Genomic DNA, 19,618 nt, shown 5'->3' with positions numbered 1-19,618 from the left:
GTTGCGCCTGCTAAAAGGTAAGCGTACACCTATTCACATTTCTGTTACTGATGAGCGACGAGGTGAAAGCGCTGCGCCGTGACTGACCGGCCCGGTTCCGGCTTGAGCAGCCTGTCCGCTTTGCGCCCCATTCCAGTCATAGACACCGTGTTTGCCCGTACCCAAATGCAGACATGGCTTTACATCCCGGTGCTTGCTGCTTGCGCTCGCACGAGCAATCGCTCCGCTGGACGGTTGGGGGAAGGCATCCCGCGGCAATTGACGGTGCGAGATGGCTGTTATTCCCCCTATCGGCACAAACGTTACCCTCACGGGTGACGATGGCGGCAGTGAAGTTGCCAGCGCAGCGTTTGTATGGCACCTCGTTTACATGCCAAATTTGCGAACGACATAAGGATGCGACCGTGGGAGACGAAGTTTGGGGGACGTTAGTCAAAGAATTCTCTGATGTTCCAGACGCGTCGGCCATAACTCGCATCACTGTGCGCCTTGTGATCGCGGCGGTACTCGGTGGGGTTCTCGGGTTCGAACGCGAGAGCAAGGGCAGAAGTGCTGGCTTGCGGACTCACATGTTGGTTGCCGTGGGTGCTGCACTTTTCGTTTTAGGTCCACTGCAGAGCGGCATGCAGATCGGCGATCTGTCACGGGTACTGCAGGGTGTCGTTCAAGGAATAGGCTTCCTCGGCGCGGGTGCTATCATAATCCGCTCGGCGCAGCGGGAGGTAGAAGGGCTCACCACAGCGGCCAGTATCTGGGCGACAGCCGCGATTGGTGTAATGGCCGGCCTGGGAATGGAGGTAACTGCCGTCTTATCGACCGCGATCGTCTTGGTCATACTCGCAGCGGTGCCTCACATCTTGCCCACGCCATCCGAGACGGACTCAAAGTCTAGTGGGGACGATTGACCGTAGGACGACAGCGAAGATGTTTCGGCCTCAACTCAATCTGTAGCAGGTAGCGCGAAAAGGCTGAAAAGCGCCCCATTTCAGACGTTCAGCAGCTATCGATCAATTCCTGGAAGTGGTCGTCTACCGTCAAATGGCTCAGAAGCCGCTAATGCGTTCGATAACCCAGAATGCCGCAATGCTGCCGATGAGGGAGCTTGCAAGACAAGTTACTCCTCGATCATGTCTCGCGAGTAGCGGTGCCATACGGCGTGCGGCTGCACCTATCGCCAGGACAGCGCCAATGAACAGTAACTGACCGAGTTCTACACCGACGTTGAAGGCGAAGAGGGCCATGGGAACATCGCGCTCCGGTAGTCCAATCTCATGCAGTGCTCCGGCAAAGCCCAGCCCGTGGATCAGGCCGAAGCCGAAGGAAACCAATGCGGGAAATCGCTCGGCCACCGGGTCCCGGCGTTCGGGAGGCTTGGCGAGCTCCCAGGCCAGGAACACGATCGATAGTGCGATCACCACCTCGACCGGAGCCGAAGGCAAATTGAACCAGCCCATGGTCGCGGCAGCCAGGGTAATGCTGTGGGCGAGGGTGAAGGCAGTGATGGCCCATATCAGTCGGCGCGGATTGCGGACAAGCAGTAGCAGGGCTAGAACGAAGAGCAGATGATCGAGACCTTCCAGGATATGCGTCACCCCCAGGGCGACATAGCTGGTGAAAACCTCGAAATGACCTGGATCTGCTGGGACGACGAACCCTGACTGATCTCCTGTAAGCCGCCTGGTCACGGCTTGATCCGGGGCAGTCTCGTAGCGAACCAGCGCGTCGGTGCGTGTATTTTCTAGGCCTTCGATCCGGATCGTGCCCCCAACAAATCCGGCGTGGCAACTGACGACGTAAGTGGTGCTCCATCCGCGTCCGTCGAAATGCGGCCCGGGGACATCATAGGTTTCACAACTATCTGGCAGCCTGGGCGCGATCGGCATTGGGGTTCCGTTTGAGTCGGGCACCCGCCAGGTCACCCGCCAACGCCCCGCGTCCAGTATCGAAAGCTCAAGATAGGCAGGGTCGAGCGCGTGGGCCAGGGCACCGACTGGTTGAGCTAGAGCCAACAGCAATAACAGCATCGCCCCGCGCAGGGTCATGGCTGGCCCTTCGCTTCGAAGTCCGGCAATTCGACGGTGTAACGTTTTAGTAACCTTTGATTGTACTCCTCTCGCATTTGTCGCGCCTCGTCGGCACGCCATTCTGCAAGGACGCGATCGCGCACCTTGTCGAGCGGTGGCAAGACCTCTTCGCGTCGCACCGCCAACCTGACGAGGTGCGCGCCGTAGCCGCTTGAAACTGGGCCGGACCAGCGCCGTATCGGTAGCGCTGCGACCGCGACTCCAAATCCGGAGCCGAACATCTTCTCGACAGTGGCCGTCGACATGTCCTCAACCTGTGGCGGCAGCATTGTCCCGCTTCCGAGTGTTGTCGGATCGGCGCCGCTCTCCAGTTTGGTCTTGAGGGCCTCGATATCGTTCGCTTTCGCCCCCGGCGGCAGGAGTATCTGCTCGAAGCTGACTTGGTCCGGGCTAGCGAAGCGGCCGGCATTTGCCTTGTAGAAGGCTTCGAGGGTGGCGTCGTCAGGCATCATGGCCGCAGCAGGTGCCTCGGCGAGAAACTCCATTTTAGAACGCAGGCGATTGCGGATCACCGTGTCGCCGTTGTCGAACCCGAGCGCGAGTGCCTCCCGGACCGAGGCTTCCTCAATGACCCACTCCTTGACGAGATTGCGATATTCTTCCTGCGTGGGCGGACGTTGAAACGTCGCGGCGAAGCCGTCGGCGAGCTTCCGGGCATTGGCTTCAGTCAATCGCAGCACGCTTTCACCTGGCGGCCGATCCGAAGGTGGATTCTTGAAGTTGTAGAGGATGAAGACGAGCCCTCCCAGCACAAAGAAATGCAGCAGGGGCGAATATAAGATTGCTCTGAATTTCACAGCCTTTCAAACCCTCTTGCGATCCGCAACAGCTTTCGATGCCGCTTGGCATATGCCTCGACTGCCCGAAGCGAGACGGCCGACGGTCTACTTCGCTGGATCGTACCAGATCGGAGAAGTATAGGCGCGTTCGGTGACAGTCATTCGCGTACCCTCAAGCGGCTTCGTTCCAAACCGTTTGGCATCATAGGCGGTCCAGCGTGGCGTCGGTATCTCGATGACGCGTCCATAGTAGAACGCTTTCTGCCTCGGATCGAAGCTGGGATCCTTCCACACTGCGATCAGTTCTGGCGCACCGATCGTGTTGGTCCAGGTCGCGTTCTCGATATCGACAGTGCTGCCGATCGGTGGCAGCTTGCCGTCGGCGCCCGGTTTGCGATCCCCGCCCCAGGCGACGTCATACACCTGTTCATGCGTCTGGCCCTTATCGTCAAGCCAACCCTTAACGATCTGATAGCGATCGAGATTAGCTCCAATTGGGTCTCGCAGCGCGGCCACCAGAAACGACGGTACCTTACCTTCGGGCGCTGCCCTGAGGTCGCCGCCCATGGGAACTCCCTTGCTGTAGCCGATCTCGCCAGGGTTGCGAGTCTCGGCATCGGCTGGTTCGAAATCCCAGCCGCCGAAGAAACGCACGGCCATGCGCGGTCCGGTTGTTGCGTAGGTTTCCTTGCGCTGCATAGCGTCCCAGATCGATTCACGAGTGTTATCCGTTGCCCACACGGCGGCGTAGCCGGATGCGCCAACCTCCCAGTCCATGACCGTAATCCCGGTCTTGGAATCCTTGACAAACGTTGCCGTTAGGCGTTCTGCGCTCGGCTCCTGCGGCGTCGTCTTGCCGAAGAAGTTTTCCTCTTCCATCGCCGCAAGACCCGTATGCGCGTCTGAACTGCCGACCATACCGAACTTGTATGGATTCGTGCCAAGCTGTGCTTCGAGCTTGAGTCCGTTCTTCAGCGCCGAGCGCGCATATTCGAATTCAAGCATCTCAGGCTTCTTCACCACGCTGGCGTCAAGATTGCCGAAGTCCCAGATCTCAAAATCGGCGAATTCGTCATTGGGAGACAGAAAGGGATGCGCCTCGCCGGTGCCTTTGGTCTGCGTCGTCTCGTAGAGGCGTTCCCATTTGGCGCGTTCCTCTACGTAGTCCTTGTCGACGGGCTTGCCGGTGAAGGATTCGATCATGGGAAACATGATGCCGTTGGACAGGTTTCCGTTGTGTGCGATCGCCAGCACACTGCCCCCGGTCTTGTCTTCATATGCTTGCATCCACTTCCATAAGTCGCGTGGATTGTCGCTGCCCAAAGGCTTCAGGGTCGTAAAGGGCACGACCTGATCCGCCTTGTCGGCATTATCGCGGAACACGACATTTCGATGCAGGTTGTTGCCTGCTGTGTTGGAGGTCCATTCATAGCCGATAAAGGCCGTGAACCGTCCCGGTTCGTTGTACTCCTCGGCGGCCTCGATCGTATCCTGCCAGGCATTTTTGTAGGGACGTGTATCGGGGCCATAGATCATGCTCTTTGGCAGCGTGCCCTTGCCGAAGCTGAAGATGATTTCGAGCGCGGCTTTGGCACCTTGACCTGACTTGATCATGTCGTACCAGGTCCGAGCCTGCGGATCGGCGATGACATCCGGTTTGCCGGCAAAGAGGTCTGGGAACATCCCCATGTTGTCAGAGTGGTCGGCGACCACTAGAAAGTCGAGCGGCCGTGACAGCTTGGCAGGCTGGCCGCTCGACGCCATGATCTCCTCGCCGCTGGCGAAGCGGTAAGCATCGCGAGGTGTCAACCGCGCTCCGAAAGCGCCAGCATCGAATGAGGCTCCGGTGTGGAGATGGGTATCGCCGAAAAGCGGACGGGTCGGAAAATTGCGTCCGGCATAGGGCGAGTAGAGAGGTTTGCCGGAAAATGCCTTTCCTGCCTTCGCGCTGTCGAGACTGCCGATATCGGTGGTCTCCTGAGCTGCTGCGGGTAAGGCAGAAACCAAGCTTACGAGCCCCGTTATTATCAGCAAAGCAGATGTTTTGATCATCGCTTCCCCCATCTTTCGCGGCAAACGTCTCTATCACATCGGTGCGGGCTATACTTTGATTTTCATCAATGACCGAAGTTTCACTTTGCCCGCCATTCTCACGGCGCTTGAATTCTTCGCGATCAATATCTGGTCCACCTTGGCGGTCTTCGACAAGGTTGAGCGGCGAGAGGGCACCTGCCAAAAAGCTGGAAGTATCGCGGTGAGCCGTCTCTCCAGTTTCTGCCAACCCTTCCATGTCGCAACCGAAAGCCTACCGTACCACGTCGAAGTCGCGGACCCAGCCTTGATGTTGGCTAGCCGCACTTGCAATTACCGGCTTCGTTGATTGAAAAGGGTGCACGGGCTCCATTCCAAAAAACTTGCTACTACGAAACTTGACTGAGCCAATGTTGGGGTATTTGCCAAATCCCGGCTTAGCCGTTGAGAGCACAGATGTTGGCATTCTCGTTGACGACACTGTCAGCAGAGAGTCTGAATACGGCCCCACACGGGAAATGATTTCCGCTTCGCGCCCGCACTCCGGTCGTTCACACCACCCCCTTGGGTTCTGGGAAGCAGTCAGTCTGCTTTCGTTATGATCGTCCGGAACGCGCAATAGGAGGCGCGTGCGCCGTGCGAAGACAGCAACCCCGAAGGCCTATCTGGGCAGTTGAGAGTATCGTCGACGGGCTGGCTCACACTTCATACCGTCGTCAGTCTTCTCGCGAAAGTCGCTGAGGTGTCAGATGTCGTCGAACTGACTGTCGCCGAACACCTGCCATTGAATGCCGAGAACGTGCGTAAGGCGCTGTCACAGTTACCAATCCTTGTGCGTTAGTCGCTGGGTCGGGAGTGCTAATACCTTCAAGGCGACGCAGTTGGCGCAGTGTGGCGCTCCATCGACGGGTCACCCGGTCGCCCGTCGCGAGAGTTCACGAGCTAGTTCTAAGAAAGCCCTGACCCCAGCCGATAGATTGCGCCGCCCAGGATAGTAGAGGCAAAGCCCCGGATAGGGCGGCGTCCAGTCTTCCAGAATACGGATAACGCGCCCCGCGTCGATGTCCGGGAGAATGTCTTGTTCGAAAATGTATCCTACGCCGGCACTATCGAGAACGGCGGTTCTCGTAAGGCTCGCTTCATCCAACGTTATCGGGCCGCGCACATCAATTTGCACCTGTTCCCCGTCCTTTTCGAAGCGCCACCGAAACAGTGATCCATCGGGAAGACGAACGCGGATGCATTTGTGATTGAAAAGGTCGGGGGGAGCCAGTGGCTTTCCATACTTCTCGAAATACTCAGGAGAGCCGACCACCGCATGTCGCTGTGGCCGGCCGAGCGAAACGGCAATCATGTCGGTGGGTACAAGGCCCGCAACCCTGACGCCTAGATCGAATCCGTCGCCGACGACATCCACCAATTTTCCCTCGGTGACGATATCAACGTGCATGTCAGGATAGCGGCGCAGGAACTCAAGTACGAGCGGTGAGATGATGGCGCGCGCGGCAAAGGGTGCTGCGTTGATCCGTATCGTTCCGGAAGGTGTTTCGCGTTGCGAGCGCACGGTCTCCAGAGCGGTACGGAGATCCTGAAGGGAAGGCGCGACCTGTTGCATAAAGAGCCTGCCGGCATCCGTCAGCGAGACGCTGCGCGTGGTTCGGTTGAACAATCGGACGCCGAGTCCCGCTTCAAGTCTGCCTACTGTGTGGCTCAACGCTGTCGTGGACATGCCGAGATCGATGGCCGCTGCGCGGAATGTGCCGCGCCGTGCAATCGCGATGATCGCTTCCAGCTCTTTGAGATTGGGTTGTTCCATTGTTCCGATTTATTCACTGTCGCATGCCGGTTTATCCCACTTATCTGTGCAATGGTCGAGGGGTAAGTTTCCGGTCAGATCATGTGGAGAAACACAATGGATATGCCCCCAACAGTTGCCGCGTACTTTGACGCCGACCGCCGCAATGATGTGGAAGCGTTTTCAGAGACCTTTTTGGATGACGCAGTTGTCGAAGACGAAGGCGCTCGCCACCGAGGCATTGCCGCAATTCGCCAATGGTGGGCGGCTGTGAAAACAGCGACCAACTACGTCGCTGACCCTGTCGAAGCCACACGCGACGGCGACAAAGCGCTCGTCCGCGCGAATGTAAGCGGTCAGTTCCCCGGCAGTCCGGTGACGCTCACATTCGCCTTCACCATCAAAAACGACAAAATCGCCGGACTGGAGATCAAGTGATGATCGATTTTCTCAATCTTCGAGGTAAACGCGCTCTCATCACCGCTGGAACGAAAGGCGCCGGCGCTGCGACGGTCAACCTGTTTCGCGAACTCGGTGCACAGGTGCTGACGACGGCGCGGGCGCGTCCGGAAAGCCTCCCGGAAGAGTTGTTCGTAGAAGCTGACCTGACCACCGAAGAAGGATGTGCAATCGTTGCTGACGCCGCGCGTCAGCGCCTGGGTGACGTAGATATCATTGTCCATATGCTTGGAGGCTCTTCAGCAGCCGGGGGTGGCTTTGCGGCGCTATCCGAAGACGAATGGGACAAGGAGCTGTCACTCAATCTGTTTCCGGCTGTTCGACTTGATCGGCTCCTTGTCCCGGACATGATTGCCCGAGGATGCGGGGTGGTCGTGCACGTGACATCCATCCAGGGGGTCATGCCGCTTCCGGAATCGACGACCGCGTATGCAGCGGCAAAAGCAGCGCTTTCGACTTACAGCAAGTCGATATCGAAGGAAGTTTCGCCCAAAGGTATCCGGGTCGTGCGGGTGTCGCCTGGGTGGATCGCAACGGAGGCCTCAGTCCGTTTGGCCGAGCGCTTGGCGAAGCAAGCCGGTACTGATCTGGAAGGCGGCAAGAAGATCATCATGGATGCACTGGGTGGCATTCCGCTTGGTCGGCCGGCGAATCCTGAAGAGGTCGCAGATCTGATCGCATTCCTTGCCTCCGACCGCGCGTCTTCGATCACGGGTACCGAATACACGATCGACGGAGGTACGGTGCCCACGGCGTAGGCGCCCCCTGCAGATCAGGCGGGTGTGTCCCACCCGCCAATCTGGGAGTAGATCGCGTTGCGGAGATAGCGCACGTCGCGGTTCAAAGCGGCCAACTCCGGGGGCGTCTGGGTCGAAGCTGCAAGCAACGTGTCGCTGAGGCAGCCTGCCTTGTGCTGCAATGCCCGACCTTCTTCGGTCAACGCGATCACCACTTGCCGCTCGTTGCTGAGGTTTCGGGTCCTGCGCAACAAGCCGGATGTCTCAAGGCGCTTCAAGAGTGGTGTAAGCGTGCTGGATTCCAGTGCAAGGGTGTTGGCAATGGCGCCGACCGTTTGCCCATCTTCGCTCCACAAAACGTTGAGCACGAGATACTGCGGGTAAGTCAGGCCCAATTCGTCGAGGAGGGGCTTGTAGGCGCGCTGAATGGCGATGCCAGCAGTGTAAATCGCGTAGCACAACTGATCGTGCAATGGCGGTGGATCATTGTGGGGTTTGGTCATTCTGGGCTCCTTTGCGCACCAATATAATCAAGGTTACAGCGAAAACCAATATCGCGATAAGAATTATGTTGACGAGCAGTTCAAGAACTGACATATCGCGATAACAGTTATCGCTACTAACGAAAGGAAAAAGCCATGACGCGCACGACCACAACGACCGTTGCCGCAATCGCAGCCGCCGCCATATCCGCCGCACTGCCCGCAAACGCCGCCGACACCATCCCTGAAGGCCAGGCCGTCAAAAACGTTGTGCTCGTCCATGGCGCATTTGCTGATGGCTCTGGCTGGAAGGGCGTTTACGACAATCTTACGAAGCGCGGCTATCGCGTCACAATCGTCCAGAACCCTCTGACCTCGCTCGAAGACGACGTTGCCGCCACCAGACGTGCGCTCGAGCGGCAGGATGGTCCGGTCATTCTCGTCGGACATTCCTGGGGCGGTACTGTTATCACGGAGACTGGCATCGATCCGAAGGTTGCCGGTCTCGTCTATGTCTCCGCTCTCTCACCCGATGCCGGCGAAACGACGGCTCAGCAATACGTAGGATTTGCTCCGGCAGCGGAGTTCGTCATCGAGACCACAAAGGATGGTTTTGGATATGTCAGCCCGGCAAAGTTCAAGGCTGGGTTCGCTCATGACGTCAGCGATGCCGATGTTGCGTTCTTGAGGGACGCGCAGGTGCCAATCAACATGTCGGCGTTCGCCACGAAGCTCGAGAATGCGGCATGGCGTACCAAGCCTAGCTGGGCTGTTATTGCCACCGAGGACAAAGCTTTTGATCAGGCCATGCTGATCCACATGGCTGAGCGCATCAAGGCGAAGATCACCAAGGTGTCGGCAAGCCACGCCTTGTTCATGACGCAGCCTGCGGCCATCGCCGATACCATTGATCAGGCCGCCAAGACCGTGTCGGCGAGAAAGCAATGATCGACTTCACGTCATCGGGAAGGTCGAGACCCTCCCGATGACGCTGAAACAAATCTGTTAAACAGACCGCAGGCCCGAGCGAGATGCCGGTAGGGCGTCGGATCCTTCCAAGATCCATGAGCATTTCCTAGTCTTTCGCGACCACGACTTCAGCAAATTTACCAGAATTAATTCACGGAGGAACTCACGTGAAACTGTATACCCATGATGAAAATGTACCTGCAAATACGTCTTTCGCGCACAACACCGTCGGCGATGTCTTCGACTTCATCGTCTGCGGCGCTGGGTCCAGCGGCTCGGTTGTTGCAGCGCGCCTGGCAGAGAATGGAAACGCGAGCGTTCTCCTGCTCGAAGCAGGTGGAGATCATAAATCCGAGACAGTATCGAACCCTGCGCAATGGCCGTTGAATCTTGGCTCCAGCCGGGACTGGGGCTTCGTTGGACAACCGACACCTGGTCTGGATGGCCGACGACTTCCTCTCAGCATGGGCAAAGGGCTTGGCGGCGGCTCGAGCATCAACGTCATGGTATGGGCCAGGGGACATAAGGAAGACTGGAATCACTTTGCCGCAGAGGCCGGGGATGACGCCTGGGGCTATCAGTCGATCCTTGGCTACTATCGCCGGATCGAAAACTGGCAAGGCGTTCCGGACCCTACTCGTCGCGGCGTAGGTGGGCCTGCATATGTGGCGCAGCCTACTTCTCCGCAGGCAGTGGCGGAGGCCCTGTTGAACGCGGCATCTGCCATAGGATTACCTCTTTATAATACCACGAACGGCGAAATGATGGAGGCATCTGGCGGTGCATCGATTGCTGAACTGCGTATCCGGGAGGGCAAGCGGGAAACCGTGTTTGAATCCTATGTTGAACCGCTGCTGTCGCGTCCAAATTTGATGGTGATCACCGAGGCGTTGGTTACGCGTCTCATCTTCGATGGTAAGCGGGTAAGAGGTGTGGAAGCTCTGATCGATGGTCGGCGACGCCAGTTCATGGCGCATTGCGAAACGGTGCTGTCACTTGGCGCGATCAATACGCCGAAGGTCCTTATGCAGTCCGGAATCGGCCCGGAAAACGAACTGCAATCGCATGGCATCCCAGTCGTGCAACACCTGCCGGGTGTTGGTCGCAATCATCAGGATCATCTCGCCTTCGGCTGCACCTGGGCCTACCGAAAACCGGAAGCAGTGGGCGGTAGCGGCTGCGAGGCAAACCTCTACTGGAAGAGTGACGCACGTCTGTCCCAGCCTGACGTCCTCCAGTGCCAGTTGGAGTTCGCCGTCCCGTCGCCGCTTGAGGCCGGTCTCGAAACACCGGAGCACGGCTGGACCATGTTCAATGGTCTCGCACAGCCGAAAAGCCGCGGCCGATTGAGGCTCTCTGGCCCCGATATGAACGACCCCGTCCTGATTGAACCGAACTCACTCAGTGAGCCGGAAGACATGGCAGCCGCGTTGGCCGCAGTGGAATTATGCCGCGAACTTGGAAACAGCGATGGCTTTAGACCTTTGGTGACGGGCGAAACCGCTCCGGGGCAGCGCGACAGATCAGGAATGATCGACTTTATCCGGCGCTCAGCAGTCACCTATTGGCATCAGTCCTGCACAGCCAAGATGGGACGCGACAACATGTCGGTGGTCGACAATGAGCTCAAGGTATACGGTATCGACGGCCTCCGTATCGCGGACTCTTCGATCATGCCCCGGATCACCACTGGCAACACGATGGCGCCGTGCGTTGTCATCGGAGAGCGGGCCGCCGATTTGATCCGAAACACACACGGTCTGATAGCTGTGAGCGAACCTGTCGCCCAGTCCATGTGAACTCGTTTGTGAGGAGCTTGGCGTCCTGCTGCGCGGGTCGCCGAGTTCTCCGCAACTGCGTTCTAGGTTCGGCCTGGCTTGAGACTTACGGAGCACTCAGCGAGCGTCCGCTTTGCGCCCCACAATGGACATCGAGCCACCGGTCGATGTTGCTGCAAAGCGGACCTTGTCCAGTCCCAGTCGCGGGACCAAATTTCACGGATTTGCCAGTGCGCCATAGCCGGGACGCTTGTACAGCTTGTCTTCGTTCCCCTGAATATCGGGACCATAGACCTCGACGTCCCATTTCGCGGGGTCCACGTCGAGAATAGCAATCGACAAGGATTCGTCGCTCGAGCCGAATATTGATTTGGCGGCCTCGACCACCTTTGCGGTAAACTCCTGCTTCTGCTCGTCGGTGCGTCCGGGGAACATCTTTACGGCGATATGAGGCATGTCCATTCCGATCCTTAGTTTCGCAAACCTGAAGTGCATCAGTAGGGATATCGTTGCTCACACTCCATCCTCAAATTTGATCCGTCGCGCCTTGCCGACCAGCATCAGCGTCGCGGCTAGCAGGGTCGCGGCGGCAGCGGCGAGAAATGTCGTCGTGAATGCTGAGCCAATGACGTTGGGCGAACTTTTGGTGATCTCATCCGAACCGACTGCTGCGGAGAACAGGGCCGTCATCACCGAAGCCCCCGTCATGAAGCCGAGATTACGGGACAGTCCAAGCAGACCGGAAAGAAGGCCCCGTTGATCTGCGGTCGTCGGCAGCAGAACCCTGGTGCTGTTGGCTGCGATGAAAAATTGAAAGCCAGGGGTCAGGACCATGAGAGCGACGATGTATCCGATGACTCCCAAAAGTCGCGGCAGTATTGCCAGGCAGGCAAGACCCAGAACGATTTCGATCAGCCCCAGGGCGATAACGCGCTGTGTACCGAAGCGATCTGTTGCTCGTCCTGCCAACACACCCGTGAGTGCTGCTGTTACGGGGCCAATCGCCATAACAAGACCAACGCTTACATCACTCAGCCCCAACGCAAACGACAGGAAAAATGGCCCGACCACCAAGGTCGACATCATTGTGGTGGAGACGAGCAGGTTGGCGGACAATGCCGTTACAATCGGCTTGTTGCGCAGTATCGAGAAAGGGACAAACGGCGCATCCGCGTGCAACTCCGCGATCATGAATGCGACGAACGCCAGAGCGGTCGACGGGAGCAACGACACAGAAATCCAATTGGGAACAGCATGGCTGCCAGTCGTCGCTAACGCATACAGCGTCAGTGTGATGGCCAACAACCCAGCGCCAAGCCAGTCGGCTCGCACGCCTCCATCGCGCTTCCGCACATCCATTTCCGGGATGAATTGGACGCTTAGGCCGAGAACGACGAGACTGAACACTGCCAGTCCTCCAAACGCTGCGCGCCAGCCAAATTCTGAGATCACGATCCCGCCAACCGAAGGTCCAAGTGCGGTCCCGATCGCCGACATCGTTCCGAGCAGACCCAGCGCCGAACCTGTCCGGTCCATCGAAGTAGTCTGCCTGACGACCGACAGGGGCAAAGACAGGAGGACCGCTCCGCCAAGACCTTGCATCGCTCGGCCTGCGATCAACACCCCCAGCGTCGGTGCGGCCGCGCAGATCACGGACGCAATTGCGAACGCCGCAGTACCAATGACCAGCACGCGCTTGTTTCCGAGTTGATCTCCGAGATGCCCGGCCAACACGATCGTTACCGTCGTCGAGACGAGATATGCGAGCATCACCCATTGAACGCTCGCGATTGGCGCGGCAAATTCTCGCGACAGAACTGGAAGTGTGACAGTGGCGATGCTCACAGCCAGTGAAGCGATCAGTGTCGCCCCCGCTAGCGCGACCAATGGTCGGGCGGTGCTTCGGATGTTCATAAGTGTTTGCTCCTCTTGCCTGGATTTTGAGTGACGGATAGGTTGCCACTTCAAGCCGACTTGAGGTCAAGCATGAAAATTCTCGACATTGGGGTGCTTTCTGAACGGAGCGGGGTCCCTCCATCGACATTGCGCTACTACGAGGAAATCGGCCTGATCCAGTCGATCGGACGCCGAGGGCTGAGACGCCAGTTCGGAAACGAAGCTCTCACCCAGCTTGCGCTGATATCACTCGGCAAAACTGCGGGCTTCTCGCTCGAAGAGATAAAAGCAATGCTTGGCAAAGGGGGCGTGTCGGACCTTCCTCGCGCGGCTATCCATGCTCGTGCCGATGAACTCGAAACTCAAATCCGCAGAATGACCGCCCTTAGAAATGCACTTCGCCATGTCGCCGACTGCCCGGCGGAGAGTCATATGGAATGCCCAAGGTTTCGCAGGTTGGTGATCGTAGCATCGAAGTCGTCACACCGGACCCGAAGTGCCATGCCCCAAAAAATTTGAACCATTCGGACCTGGAATTTTAGACTTATGATCCCGCTGGGGACAGGAGGAGAGTTCCATGAAGGCGTGTCGCAACGCGGAGATCGGCCCGGCCGGACCTAACGACTTCCCTGCCATTCGAACCTTGTGCAACGTCTTCATCGACTGATGCCGATCGCACTATGGCGAAAACGCCTGGTTCGTCGACCGATACTACACGCCAGAAGAATGGGCCGCACTTTTGGACAGCCTACCGAGAGTACACTCGGCTCCAGACGGGAAGATTCTTGTTGCCCGCCTGAACGGAAAGGTGGCCGGCTGTGTGATGATGCAGCGGATCGACGGACACACATGCGAGATGAAGCGCATGTTCATCAGTCCCGAGGGCCGAGGCTTAGGGTTGGGCCGCCGTCTCGCCGAAACCATCGTGCGCTTGTCTGCTGAGCGGGCTACACCACCATGTGGCTGGATACCGGCCGCAACCACGATGAGGCGCTAAGCCTCTACCGTTCTCTCGGATTCCACTCCTGTTCTGGCTTCTCCGCGACATAGAAGAATCTGGATAGTCTCGCCGTTGTCGCCAGTTCAGCCGTCGTCGCCAGAAATGTCTGCCTGCTCTTGAACCACCCAGCGTCCTCCTCTTCCAGCAGCGCGTCACGGCGGGATTCTCGAGCACGATGGAGGCGCATGGCCACACCTGCGACAGCGTCCGTCGTGTCTTTGCAGGCCCGCAACTTGAAACCCGCTCGCTCAAGCAAGACCTCATTGAAACCGACGGGAGCGATATGAAACGTTCCCTGAGACGCCCTGATGTCCAGCTCCTCCTTCGAGACAACTCCAGTTAACACACACGCATCCGTCAAGATCAGCCGACCACCAGGCCTGAGCAATCTGAACCAGTCTGCAAACACCGCTCGACGGTCAGCCAGGTGGATGATGGCGTCAATGCAAGAGATGACATCGAAATCATCATCTTCGAACGGCAGCACCTGGCTGCAATTGGCGACGATAAAGGTGGGGCCGACCCGCAATTGCCCAACCGCAGCTAGGGATTTCGCCTGTTCGATCGCGGCTTCCTCAATATCCACACCTGCAAGCCAACAGCCGGTGGCGGCGGCGATGGCAATCGCAGGGCCGCCAGAGCCGCACGCAACATCCAGCAATCGGCCGTGCGGTCGCTCGTTGACAAGCCCAATCAATTCCTGCTGTTCGTCAAGCGTCCGCCACCCCTGTTGCCCCAGGTCCTCCCCATAGGCCTCGCGTCTGATTTCGGCCGCCAATAGGTTGCTGAACCGTGAATACTGGGCGCTGTAGAACTCGTAGCTATGTGCTCCGGCTGGCTGTTGCCTTTCTACGGTCATGGCATATACCCTCCCGTTTGCAACTATATGCCGCCGTTTTTTTTCTCGGGCTATCCCCCGATTGCGGCAAGAACTCTAATGTCCGTTTTCTTCGTGTTGTCTGTCCTGGCTGCGGACGGTCGGCCATCCGCCCCCTTTCCATCTGCAAAGCGCCGTCACATCGGCCCTAGAGACCAACTTGGCCGCTGCCCGAAAGCAGACGTCGCCAGCAACAGGGTTGGACGGCTTGATTGCGCCACCAAAACTTTGATCCTCGGCCACTAGACCACGAAACGGAAGAGTAGCCGAGCGGCCATGCCGACCGTTCGAACTTTTCGAAGCTTAACGGCCGGGGGCGATACGGCTCTTTAGAGTCCGAGCATTTTCTTCGCTTCCCCGAGTGCTGCCTCCGAGCCTGTGTGGTCGCCGGACTGGTGCAACTGTTCGCCTTGCTGGCGTAGCTGCTTGACCTTGGCCATGTCGGCTTCAGACAAGGAGGCGTGCGGGAGGGCTGCGTCAATTGCAGTCATCATGGTGGGGCACTGGTTGGCGAAGGCATTCACAGGCGCGAGCGCCAAAAAAAGGGCAGTTGAAATCCTCACAATCATAGGCGTCGCTCCTCCAAAGCCGGAGCGCGGATGCCTCTCCGGCAACTGATGGATTATAGCCCAGCATCGGCCCAGCGCCAATGGCGGGCGACCAAGACAAGTATTGCCGCAAAGCGCCACGGATGCTGTTTTGTCGATACGATTGTATCCCGACTATGCGGTAAAATGATCTGGTAACGAGGGAAGGAGCATCGGCAATGGCACTTTACCTGACACGCTTCAGCTACACACCGCAAACCTGGGACCGATTGACACGAAATCCCGAAGACCGTCGGGATGCCGCGCGTAGTTACATTGAATCAGTCGGAGGTAAGCTTCACGGCTTTTGGTACGCATTCGGATCGCACGACGGGTATACCCTGTGGGAGGCACCCGACAACGTCTCGATGGCCGCCGTCGCAATCGCGATTGGAGGCGGTGGCGCTGTGTCAAAGTACGAGACGACGCCATTGCTTACGGTGGAGGAAACACTGGAGGCTATGGAGTTAGCAAGAACGGTTGGTTATCGCTCGCCAGGAGCGTAGGTGTCGTCTCGCACCTATCCAATTCGGCATGCCTTGCGGTGCGTATTTCAAAAAGATGAACGTGCGGGATGAGCGATCAGGGCGTGACTTTGGCCACACACAAGCCGGATCACTACGGTGGCCTGTCGCCGTGTCACCCCATGGTCCTGTCGACGCTTGTTGTCCGCTCTGCGCCCGCATGGCGGCCGTAGAGACCAACTTAGCCGCCAACCGAAAGCAGACGTCGCCATCGAGAGAGCTGGACGATTTGATCGCGCCTACAGCGGACACGCGGTTCCAGTGCATTGGATTCATGAGCGTTGGCGACCAACCGTAACCGGTGTTCTGTCCCCACGTTGTCTTGTCAGCCATGATCTGTGATCGGCTTTGCGTGGATGACAAAAGGGAGTTTCTCCATGGAGACTACGCTGGAGATACTCACGACCGGGAAGGCCGGGCGTGAGGGACATCGCCAATGGCCCGATGAGGTCAGGGCCAGGATTGTTTCGGAGAGCCTGCGGCCGGGCGTAACGGTGAACGAGGTGGCGGAGCGCCATGGGCTGAAGCCGAACCACCTGTCGTCTTGGCGGACGATGGCGCGGCAGGGCAAGCTGGTTTTGTCCGTGCCCGAGGACGCGGTGGAATTCGCGGCGATGGTCGTCGAGACAACTACCGCCGAGCCGCCGATCAAAGACGTCAGTCGTCCCGAGATCGTCGTCAGTCCTATTAACATTCGTCTTGAGGAAGGCGCGTCTACCGCCCGGATCGTTGCCATTGCGCGTGCGTTTGCGGCTCTCGCATGATCTTCCCATCGAACCGTGTGCGGATCATGGTCGCGACGAAGTCGGTAGACTTCCGTAAAGGCCAAGACGGTTTGGCGGCCGTGGTGAAGAACGAGCTGCGCAAAGACCCGTTCACCGGAACGGTCTTCGTGTTCCGCTCGCGCAAGGCGGACCGGCTGAAGCTGATCTACTGGGATGTCTCCGGCATCGTGATGGCCTACAAGCGGCCGGAAGAGCACACCTTCGGCTGGCCCGGCATCAAGGACGGCCTGATGACCCTGAGCCATGCGCAGTTCGAAGCGCTTTTTTGCGGGCCTGGACTGGCGTCGTGTTCGCTCCGTTGCGGCAAGAGCGCCGGAGGCCATCGAATAGCTGCGGCACGATGACTCGGGCAGCAAATTCCAAAGGTAAACCACGGTCGGATTTGGTAGACCCGGCGCATGCTTAACGCCGCCGATCTTCCTGACGAGATTGCCGCCCTGAAGGCGATGCTGGTCGCGGCGCAAGCCCGGGAGGTTCGCAAGGACGACCGGATTGAACGGCTGGAAAAACTGGTTGCCGCCTTCAAGCAGACGGCCTTCGGGCGCAAATCCGAGAAGACCAATCCCGACCAGTTCGAACTGGCCCTGGAGGATTTAGAGACGGCCATCGCGGCAATTTAGTGCTGTTGATCCACAGGCCTATCTGACCACCACGCTCACGGCCATCGTCAACGGCCACAAACAGGGCCGCATCGACGAACTGCTCCCCTGGAATTATCCCGTCACGGTGTGATCAAGACCCCTCAAGCGCGTCTGTGCTCGACAACGGTACCGGGCAATAGGTCGCTTTATGAAGCTGCGATTTGAGCGACCTTCGCCAGACGAACGATCCGACGGCAAGTCGGTGAGTTCGAAGATTTGACCAGAATCAAGAAAAGCCACTCCACCGTGTGTATATTGAAGTCGGCGGCATCGGAGCGGGAGGATTTTCGATGGGCATCCGTGCAATCTCATGTCTGTCGCGGTCAACAGCCATCGCCTGCGTGCTGGCAGCTTGCGCTGGAACCGCGGCACTGGCTGCGGACATCTCCGCGGCCGATGCGATCTTCGTTGGTGGCGAAATCGTCACGATCAACGATGCCGAACCGACCGCCGAGGCGCTGGCGGTCAAGAACGGACTGATCCTTGCGGTCGGCAGCGCGAGATGATCGAGCAGGAACATAAGGACGACAGCACCAAGGTCATCGACCTTGGGGGAAAGGCCCTTCTTCCGAGTTTTATTGACGCGCATTCGCACTACATCAACTCGCTCTCCGTTGCGAACCAGGCGAAAGTGTACGCGCCGCCCTCGGGGACCGGGAAGGACGTCGAGAGCATCATCGCCGCGATCCGGAAGTTCGCCGACGATCACAATATTCCCACGGGCGAACTGATCATGGCCTATGGCTATGACGACACCGTCATGCCCGGCGGGCGGCTCCTTAACCGGGACGATCTGGATGCCGCCTTTCCCGACAACCCGGTCCGGGTCGACCATGTGTCGATGCATGGCGCGGTGATGAACAGTCTTGCGCTGAAGAAATACGGCTACAGCGCGGAAACGGTGACGCCGCCTGGCGGCGTGATCGTGCGCAAGGATGGTTCCGATGAGCCATACGGCCTGATCATGGAAAGCGCCTTCCTGCAGGCAATGGAGCAGTCCGAGCCGATGACGCCGGCACAGGAAATCGAGGCGACGAAAGCGGGGCAGATGCTCTATGCCGAGGCGGGCATCACGACGGCGCACGAGGGGGCCACGCATCTCGCCAATTTCCAGACGATGAAGCGCGCGTCAGACGCGGGTGCCAACGTCATCGATGTCATCGCCTACCCCTTCATCACCGACGTCGACAAGATCGCCGCGGAATACCCGGTGAGCGAATGGGGAAAATACAACAACCGTTTCAAGGTCGGCGGCGTCAAGATTACCATCGATGGCTCGCCGCAGGGCCGCACTGCATTCTTCACGACACCATATCTGACGGGTGGTCCCGCCGGAGAAAAGGACTGGAAGGGTGAGCTGACCTTTCCGCAGGACACCGTCAATCAGATGGTCAAGAAGGTCTACGACCTCGGCGTGCCGCTTGACCTCCACGCCAATGGTGATGCCGCAATCGACACCTTTTTCGCGGCCCACGAACTTGCTGCTGCTGGCGACCTGACCAAGGACCGGCATGTGACGATGGTGCACGCTCAGTTCACCCGCCCGGACCAAATCCCGAAGTACATCGAATACAAGATTCGCCCGTCCTTCTACACGCTGCACACTTACTACTTCGCCGAGGCCCATATCGCCAATCGCGGCAAGGAGCAGGCGATGTACATCAGCCCGATGCGGGATGCGATCGATGCCGGGCTGCATCCCACGAACCACACCGACTTCGTCGTCGCGCCCCTCGACCAGATGTTCATGCTGTGGTCGGCAGTCAATCGTGTTTCTCGGGCAGGTGCGGAGATCGGTCCCGATCAGCGCGTCTCGCCTCTGGAGGGGTTGAAGACGATGACGATATGGGCGGCAGAGCAGTACGGCGAACAGGACAGGAAGGGGTCGCTGGAGCCGGGCAAGCTGGCCGATCTTGTCATTCTCGACAAGAACCCGCTCGAAGTCGATCCAATGGCGATCAAGGACATCAAGGTTGTCGAGACGATCAAGGAAGGCGAGACAATCTACAGGGCCGACTGACACCGTCCGGAGACGGGCGCACGGCCAAAGCCAATCCGAAGCACGCATCGTGAAGGCTTCGATCCTTCAGGGGGATGTTCAATGAGCCTCAGGAACCAACTTTGCAGACGGACTTTCTTGCATCTCATGGCGGGCGCTTCCACCGTGGCGATATCTAGCGGCGCATTCGCACAG

At 58.4% G+C, this 19,618-nt stretch carries 22 protein-coding genes and 2 pseudogenes; 15 read left to right on the top strand and 9 right to left on the bottom strand.

All coding sequences use genetic code 11. The features are described 5' to 3' along the window. Positions 1-173 precede the first annotated feature (173 nt). The gene (locus HV823_RS20355) at positions 174-905 is read left to right on the top strand and encodes an MgtC/SapB family protein (protein ID WP_343051954.1); all 732 of its coding nucleotides are present in this window, start codon (positions 174-176) and stop codon (positions 903-905) included. Between the two features lie 138 nt (positions 906-1,043). On the opposite strand, the gene HV823_RS20350 is transcribed toward HV823_RS20355, so the two are convergent. The 3 genes from HV823_RS20350 to HV823_RS20340 form a co-directional block, all read right to left on the bottom strand. Beyond that, positions 1,044-2,042, bottom strand: coding sequence for a HupE/UreJ family protein (locus tag HV823_RS20350; RefSeq protein ID WP_210270877.1), 999 nt, complete (start codon positions 2,040-2,042; stop codon positions 1,044-1,046). Continuing rightward, on the bottom strand, positions 2,039-2,881 hold the full coding sequence (locus HV823_RS27240; protein ID WP_176951574.1) for a peptidyl-prolyl cis-trans isomerase: 843 nt from the start codon (positions 2,879-2,881) through the stop codon (positions 2,039-2,041). Before HV823_RS27240 ends, HV823_RS20350 begins: the two co-directional genes overlap by 4 nt. Before the next feature lie 87 nt (positions 2,882-2,968). After that, on the bottom strand, positions 2,969-4,915 hold the full coding sequence (locus tag HV823_RS20340; RefSeq protein ID WP_176951573.1) for a DUF3604 domain-containing protein: 1,947 nt from the start codon (positions 4,913-4,915) through the stop codon (positions 2,969-2,971). On the opposite strand from HV823_RS20340, the gene HV823_RS20335 reads away from it, so the two are divergent. After that, a complete protein-coding gene (locus HV823_RS20335) occupies positions 4,908-5,243 on the top strand; it encodes a hypothetical protein (RefSeq protein WP_176951572.1) in 336 nt (111 codons plus the stop codon). The two genes, HV823_RS20340 and HV823_RS20335, sit on opposite strands and share 8 nt — an antisense overlap. 561 nt (positions 5,244-5,804) lie before the next feature. Here the strand turns inward: HV823_RS20335 and HV823_RS20330 are convergent. Further along, entirely contained in the window at positions 5,805-6,710 is a 906-nt protein-coding gene (locus HV823_RS20330) for a LysR family transcriptional regulator (protein ID WP_037435299.1), read from the bottom strand. A gap of 96 nt (positions 6,711-6,806) precedes the next feature. On the opposite strand from HV823_RS20330, the gene HV823_RS20325 reads away from it, so the two are divergent. Both HV823_RS20325 and HV823_RS20320 read left to right on the top strand, forming a co-directional pair. Continuing rightward, the gene (locus HV823_RS20325; protein ID WP_176951571.1) at positions 6,807-7,127 is read left to right on the top strand and encodes a nuclear transport factor 2 family protein; all 321 of its coding nucleotides are present in this window, start codon (positions 6,807-6,809) and stop codon (positions 7,125-7,127) included. Next, entirely contained in the window at positions 7,127-7,906 is a 780-nt protein-coding gene (locus HV823_RS20320; protein WP_176951570.1) for an SDR family oxidoreductase, read from the top strand. The genes HV823_RS20325 and HV823_RS20320 overlap by 1 nt, the downstream gene beginning before the upstream one ends. Positions 7,907-7,920: 14 nt before the next feature. On the opposite strand, the gene HV823_RS20315 is transcribed toward HV823_RS20320, so the two are convergent. Continuing rightward, entirely contained in the window at positions 7,921-8,388 is a 468-nt protein-coding gene (locus HV823_RS20315; protein WP_176951569.1) for a MarR family winged helix-turn-helix transcriptional regulator, read from the bottom strand. Between the two features lie 135 nt (positions 8,389-8,523). Here HV823_RS20315 and HV823_RS20310 point away from each other — a divergent pair, with 135 nt between their 5' ends. Continuing rightward, entirely contained in the window at positions 8,524-9,315 is a 792-nt protein-coding gene (locus HV823_RS20310; RefSeq protein WP_176951568.1) for an alpha/beta fold hydrolase, read from the top strand. 188 nt (positions 9,316-9,503) lie between these two features. Continuing rightward, entirely contained in the window at positions 9,504-11,135 is a 1,632-nt protein-coding gene (locus tag HV823_RS20305) for a GMC family oxidoreductase N-terminal domain-containing protein (RefSeq protein ID WP_176951567.1), read from the top strand. A gap of 195 nt (positions 11,136-11,330) precedes the next feature. Here the strand turns inward: HV823_RS20305 and HV823_RS20300 are convergent, their stop codons facing one another. Continuing rightward, on the bottom strand, positions 11,331-11,576 hold the full coding sequence (locus tag HV823_RS20300; RefSeq protein WP_246301814.1) for a tautomerase family protein: 246 nt from the start codon (positions 11,574-11,576) through the stop codon (positions 11,331-11,333). A 51-nt stretch (positions 11,577-11,627) separates the two neighbouring features. After that, positions 11,628-13,028: an MFS transporter gene (locus HV823_RS20295; protein WP_176951566.1), complete on the bottom strand. Its 1,401-nt coding sequence runs from the start codon at positions 13,026-13,028 to the stop codon at positions 11,628-11,630. Between the two features lie 72 nt (positions 13,029-13,100). Between HV823_RS20295 and HV823_RS20290 the strand changes: the two genes are divergently transcribed. After that, positions 13,101-13,529, top strand: a complete 429-nt coding sequence (locus HV823_RS20290; RefSeq protein WP_176951565.1) for a helix-turn-helix domain-containing protein — start codon at positions 13,101-13,103, stop codon at positions 13,527-13,529. A 220-nt stretch (positions 13,530-13,749) separates the two neighbouring features. Further along, positions 13,750-14,007 (top strand): GNAT family N-acetyltransferase, encoded by a 258-nt coding sequence (locus HV823_RS27385; RefSeq protein WP_176951564.1) that lies wholly within the window; start codon positions 13,750-13,752, stop codon positions 14,005-14,007. A gap of 4 nt (positions 14,008-14,011) precedes the next feature. Here HV823_RS27385 and HV823_RS20280 read toward each other — a convergent pair whose 3' ends face one another. Further along, a complete protein-coding gene (locus tag HV823_RS20280; protein WP_176951563.1) occupies positions 14,012-14,869 on the bottom strand; it encodes a class I SAM-dependent methyltransferase in 858 nt (285 codons plus the stop codon). A 347-nt stretch (positions 14,870-15,216) separates the two neighbouring features. Further along, positions 15,217-15,456, bottom strand: a complete 240-nt coding sequence (locus HV823_RS20275; protein WP_176951562.1) for a hypothetical protein — start codon at positions 15,454-15,456, stop codon at positions 15,217-15,219. Between the two features lie 197 nt (positions 15,457-15,653). Here HV823_RS20275 and HV823_RS20270 point away from each other — a divergent pair, with 197 nt between their 5' ends. The 7 genes and pseudogenes from HV823_RS20270 to HV823_RS20245 all read left to right on the top strand — a co-directional run bounded on the left by HV823_RS20270 (position 15,654) and on the right by HV823_RS20245 (position 19,444). Beyond that, a complete protein-coding gene (locus tag HV823_RS20270; RefSeq protein ID WP_176951561.1) occupies positions 15,654-15,980 on the top strand; it encodes a GYD domain-containing protein in 327 nt (108 codons plus the stop codon). A 395-nt stretch (positions 15,981-16,375) separates the two neighbouring features. After that, positions 16,376-16,762 (top strand): transposase, encoded by a 387-nt coding sequence (locus HV823_RS20265; protein ID WP_210270876.1) that lies wholly within the window; start codon positions 16,376-16,378, stop codon positions 16,760-16,762. Then, positions 16,759-17,127, top strand: a complete 369-nt coding sequence (tnpB, locus tag HV823_RS20260) for an IS66 family insertion sequence element accessory protein TnpB (RefSeq protein WP_425487682.1) — start codon at positions 16,759-16,761, stop codon at positions 17,125-17,127. The genes HV823_RS20265 and tnpB overlap by 4 nt, the downstream gene beginning before the upstream one ends. 54 nt (positions 17,128-17,181) lie before the next feature. Next, positions 17,182-17,400: pseudogene (locus HV823_RS20255) on the top strand (transposase domain-containing protein); the annotation flags it as partial. Positions 17,401-17,416: 16 nt separating this feature from the next. Next, positions 17,417-17,515, top strand: a pseudogene (locus tag HV823_RS27380) (transposase domain-containing protein); the annotation flags it as partial. A gap of 199 nt (positions 17,516-17,714) precedes the next feature. After that, positions 17,715-17,930, top strand: coding sequence for a hypothetical protein (locus tag HV823_RS26520; protein ID WP_210270875.1), 216 nt, complete (start codon positions 17,715-17,717; stop codon positions 17,928-17,930). Continuing rightward, positions 17,927-19,444: an amidohydrolase gene (locus HV823_RS20245; RefSeq protein WP_210270874.1), complete on the top strand. Its 1,518-nt coding sequence runs from the start codon at positions 17,927-17,929 to the stop codon at positions 19,442-19,444. Before HV823_RS26520 ends, HV823_RS20245 begins: the two co-directional genes overlap by 4 nt. Positions 19,445-19,618: the final 174 nt, after the last annotated feature.

The sequence above is a fragment of the Mycoplana rhizolycopersici genome, assembly GCF_013378445.1.
Classification (GTDB): domain Bacteria; phylum Pseudomonadota; class Alphaproteobacteria; order Rhizobiales; family Rhizobiaceae; genus Mycoplana; species Mycoplana rhizolycopersici.
This window is presented reverse-complemented; position numbering and strand designations above follow the sequence as displayed.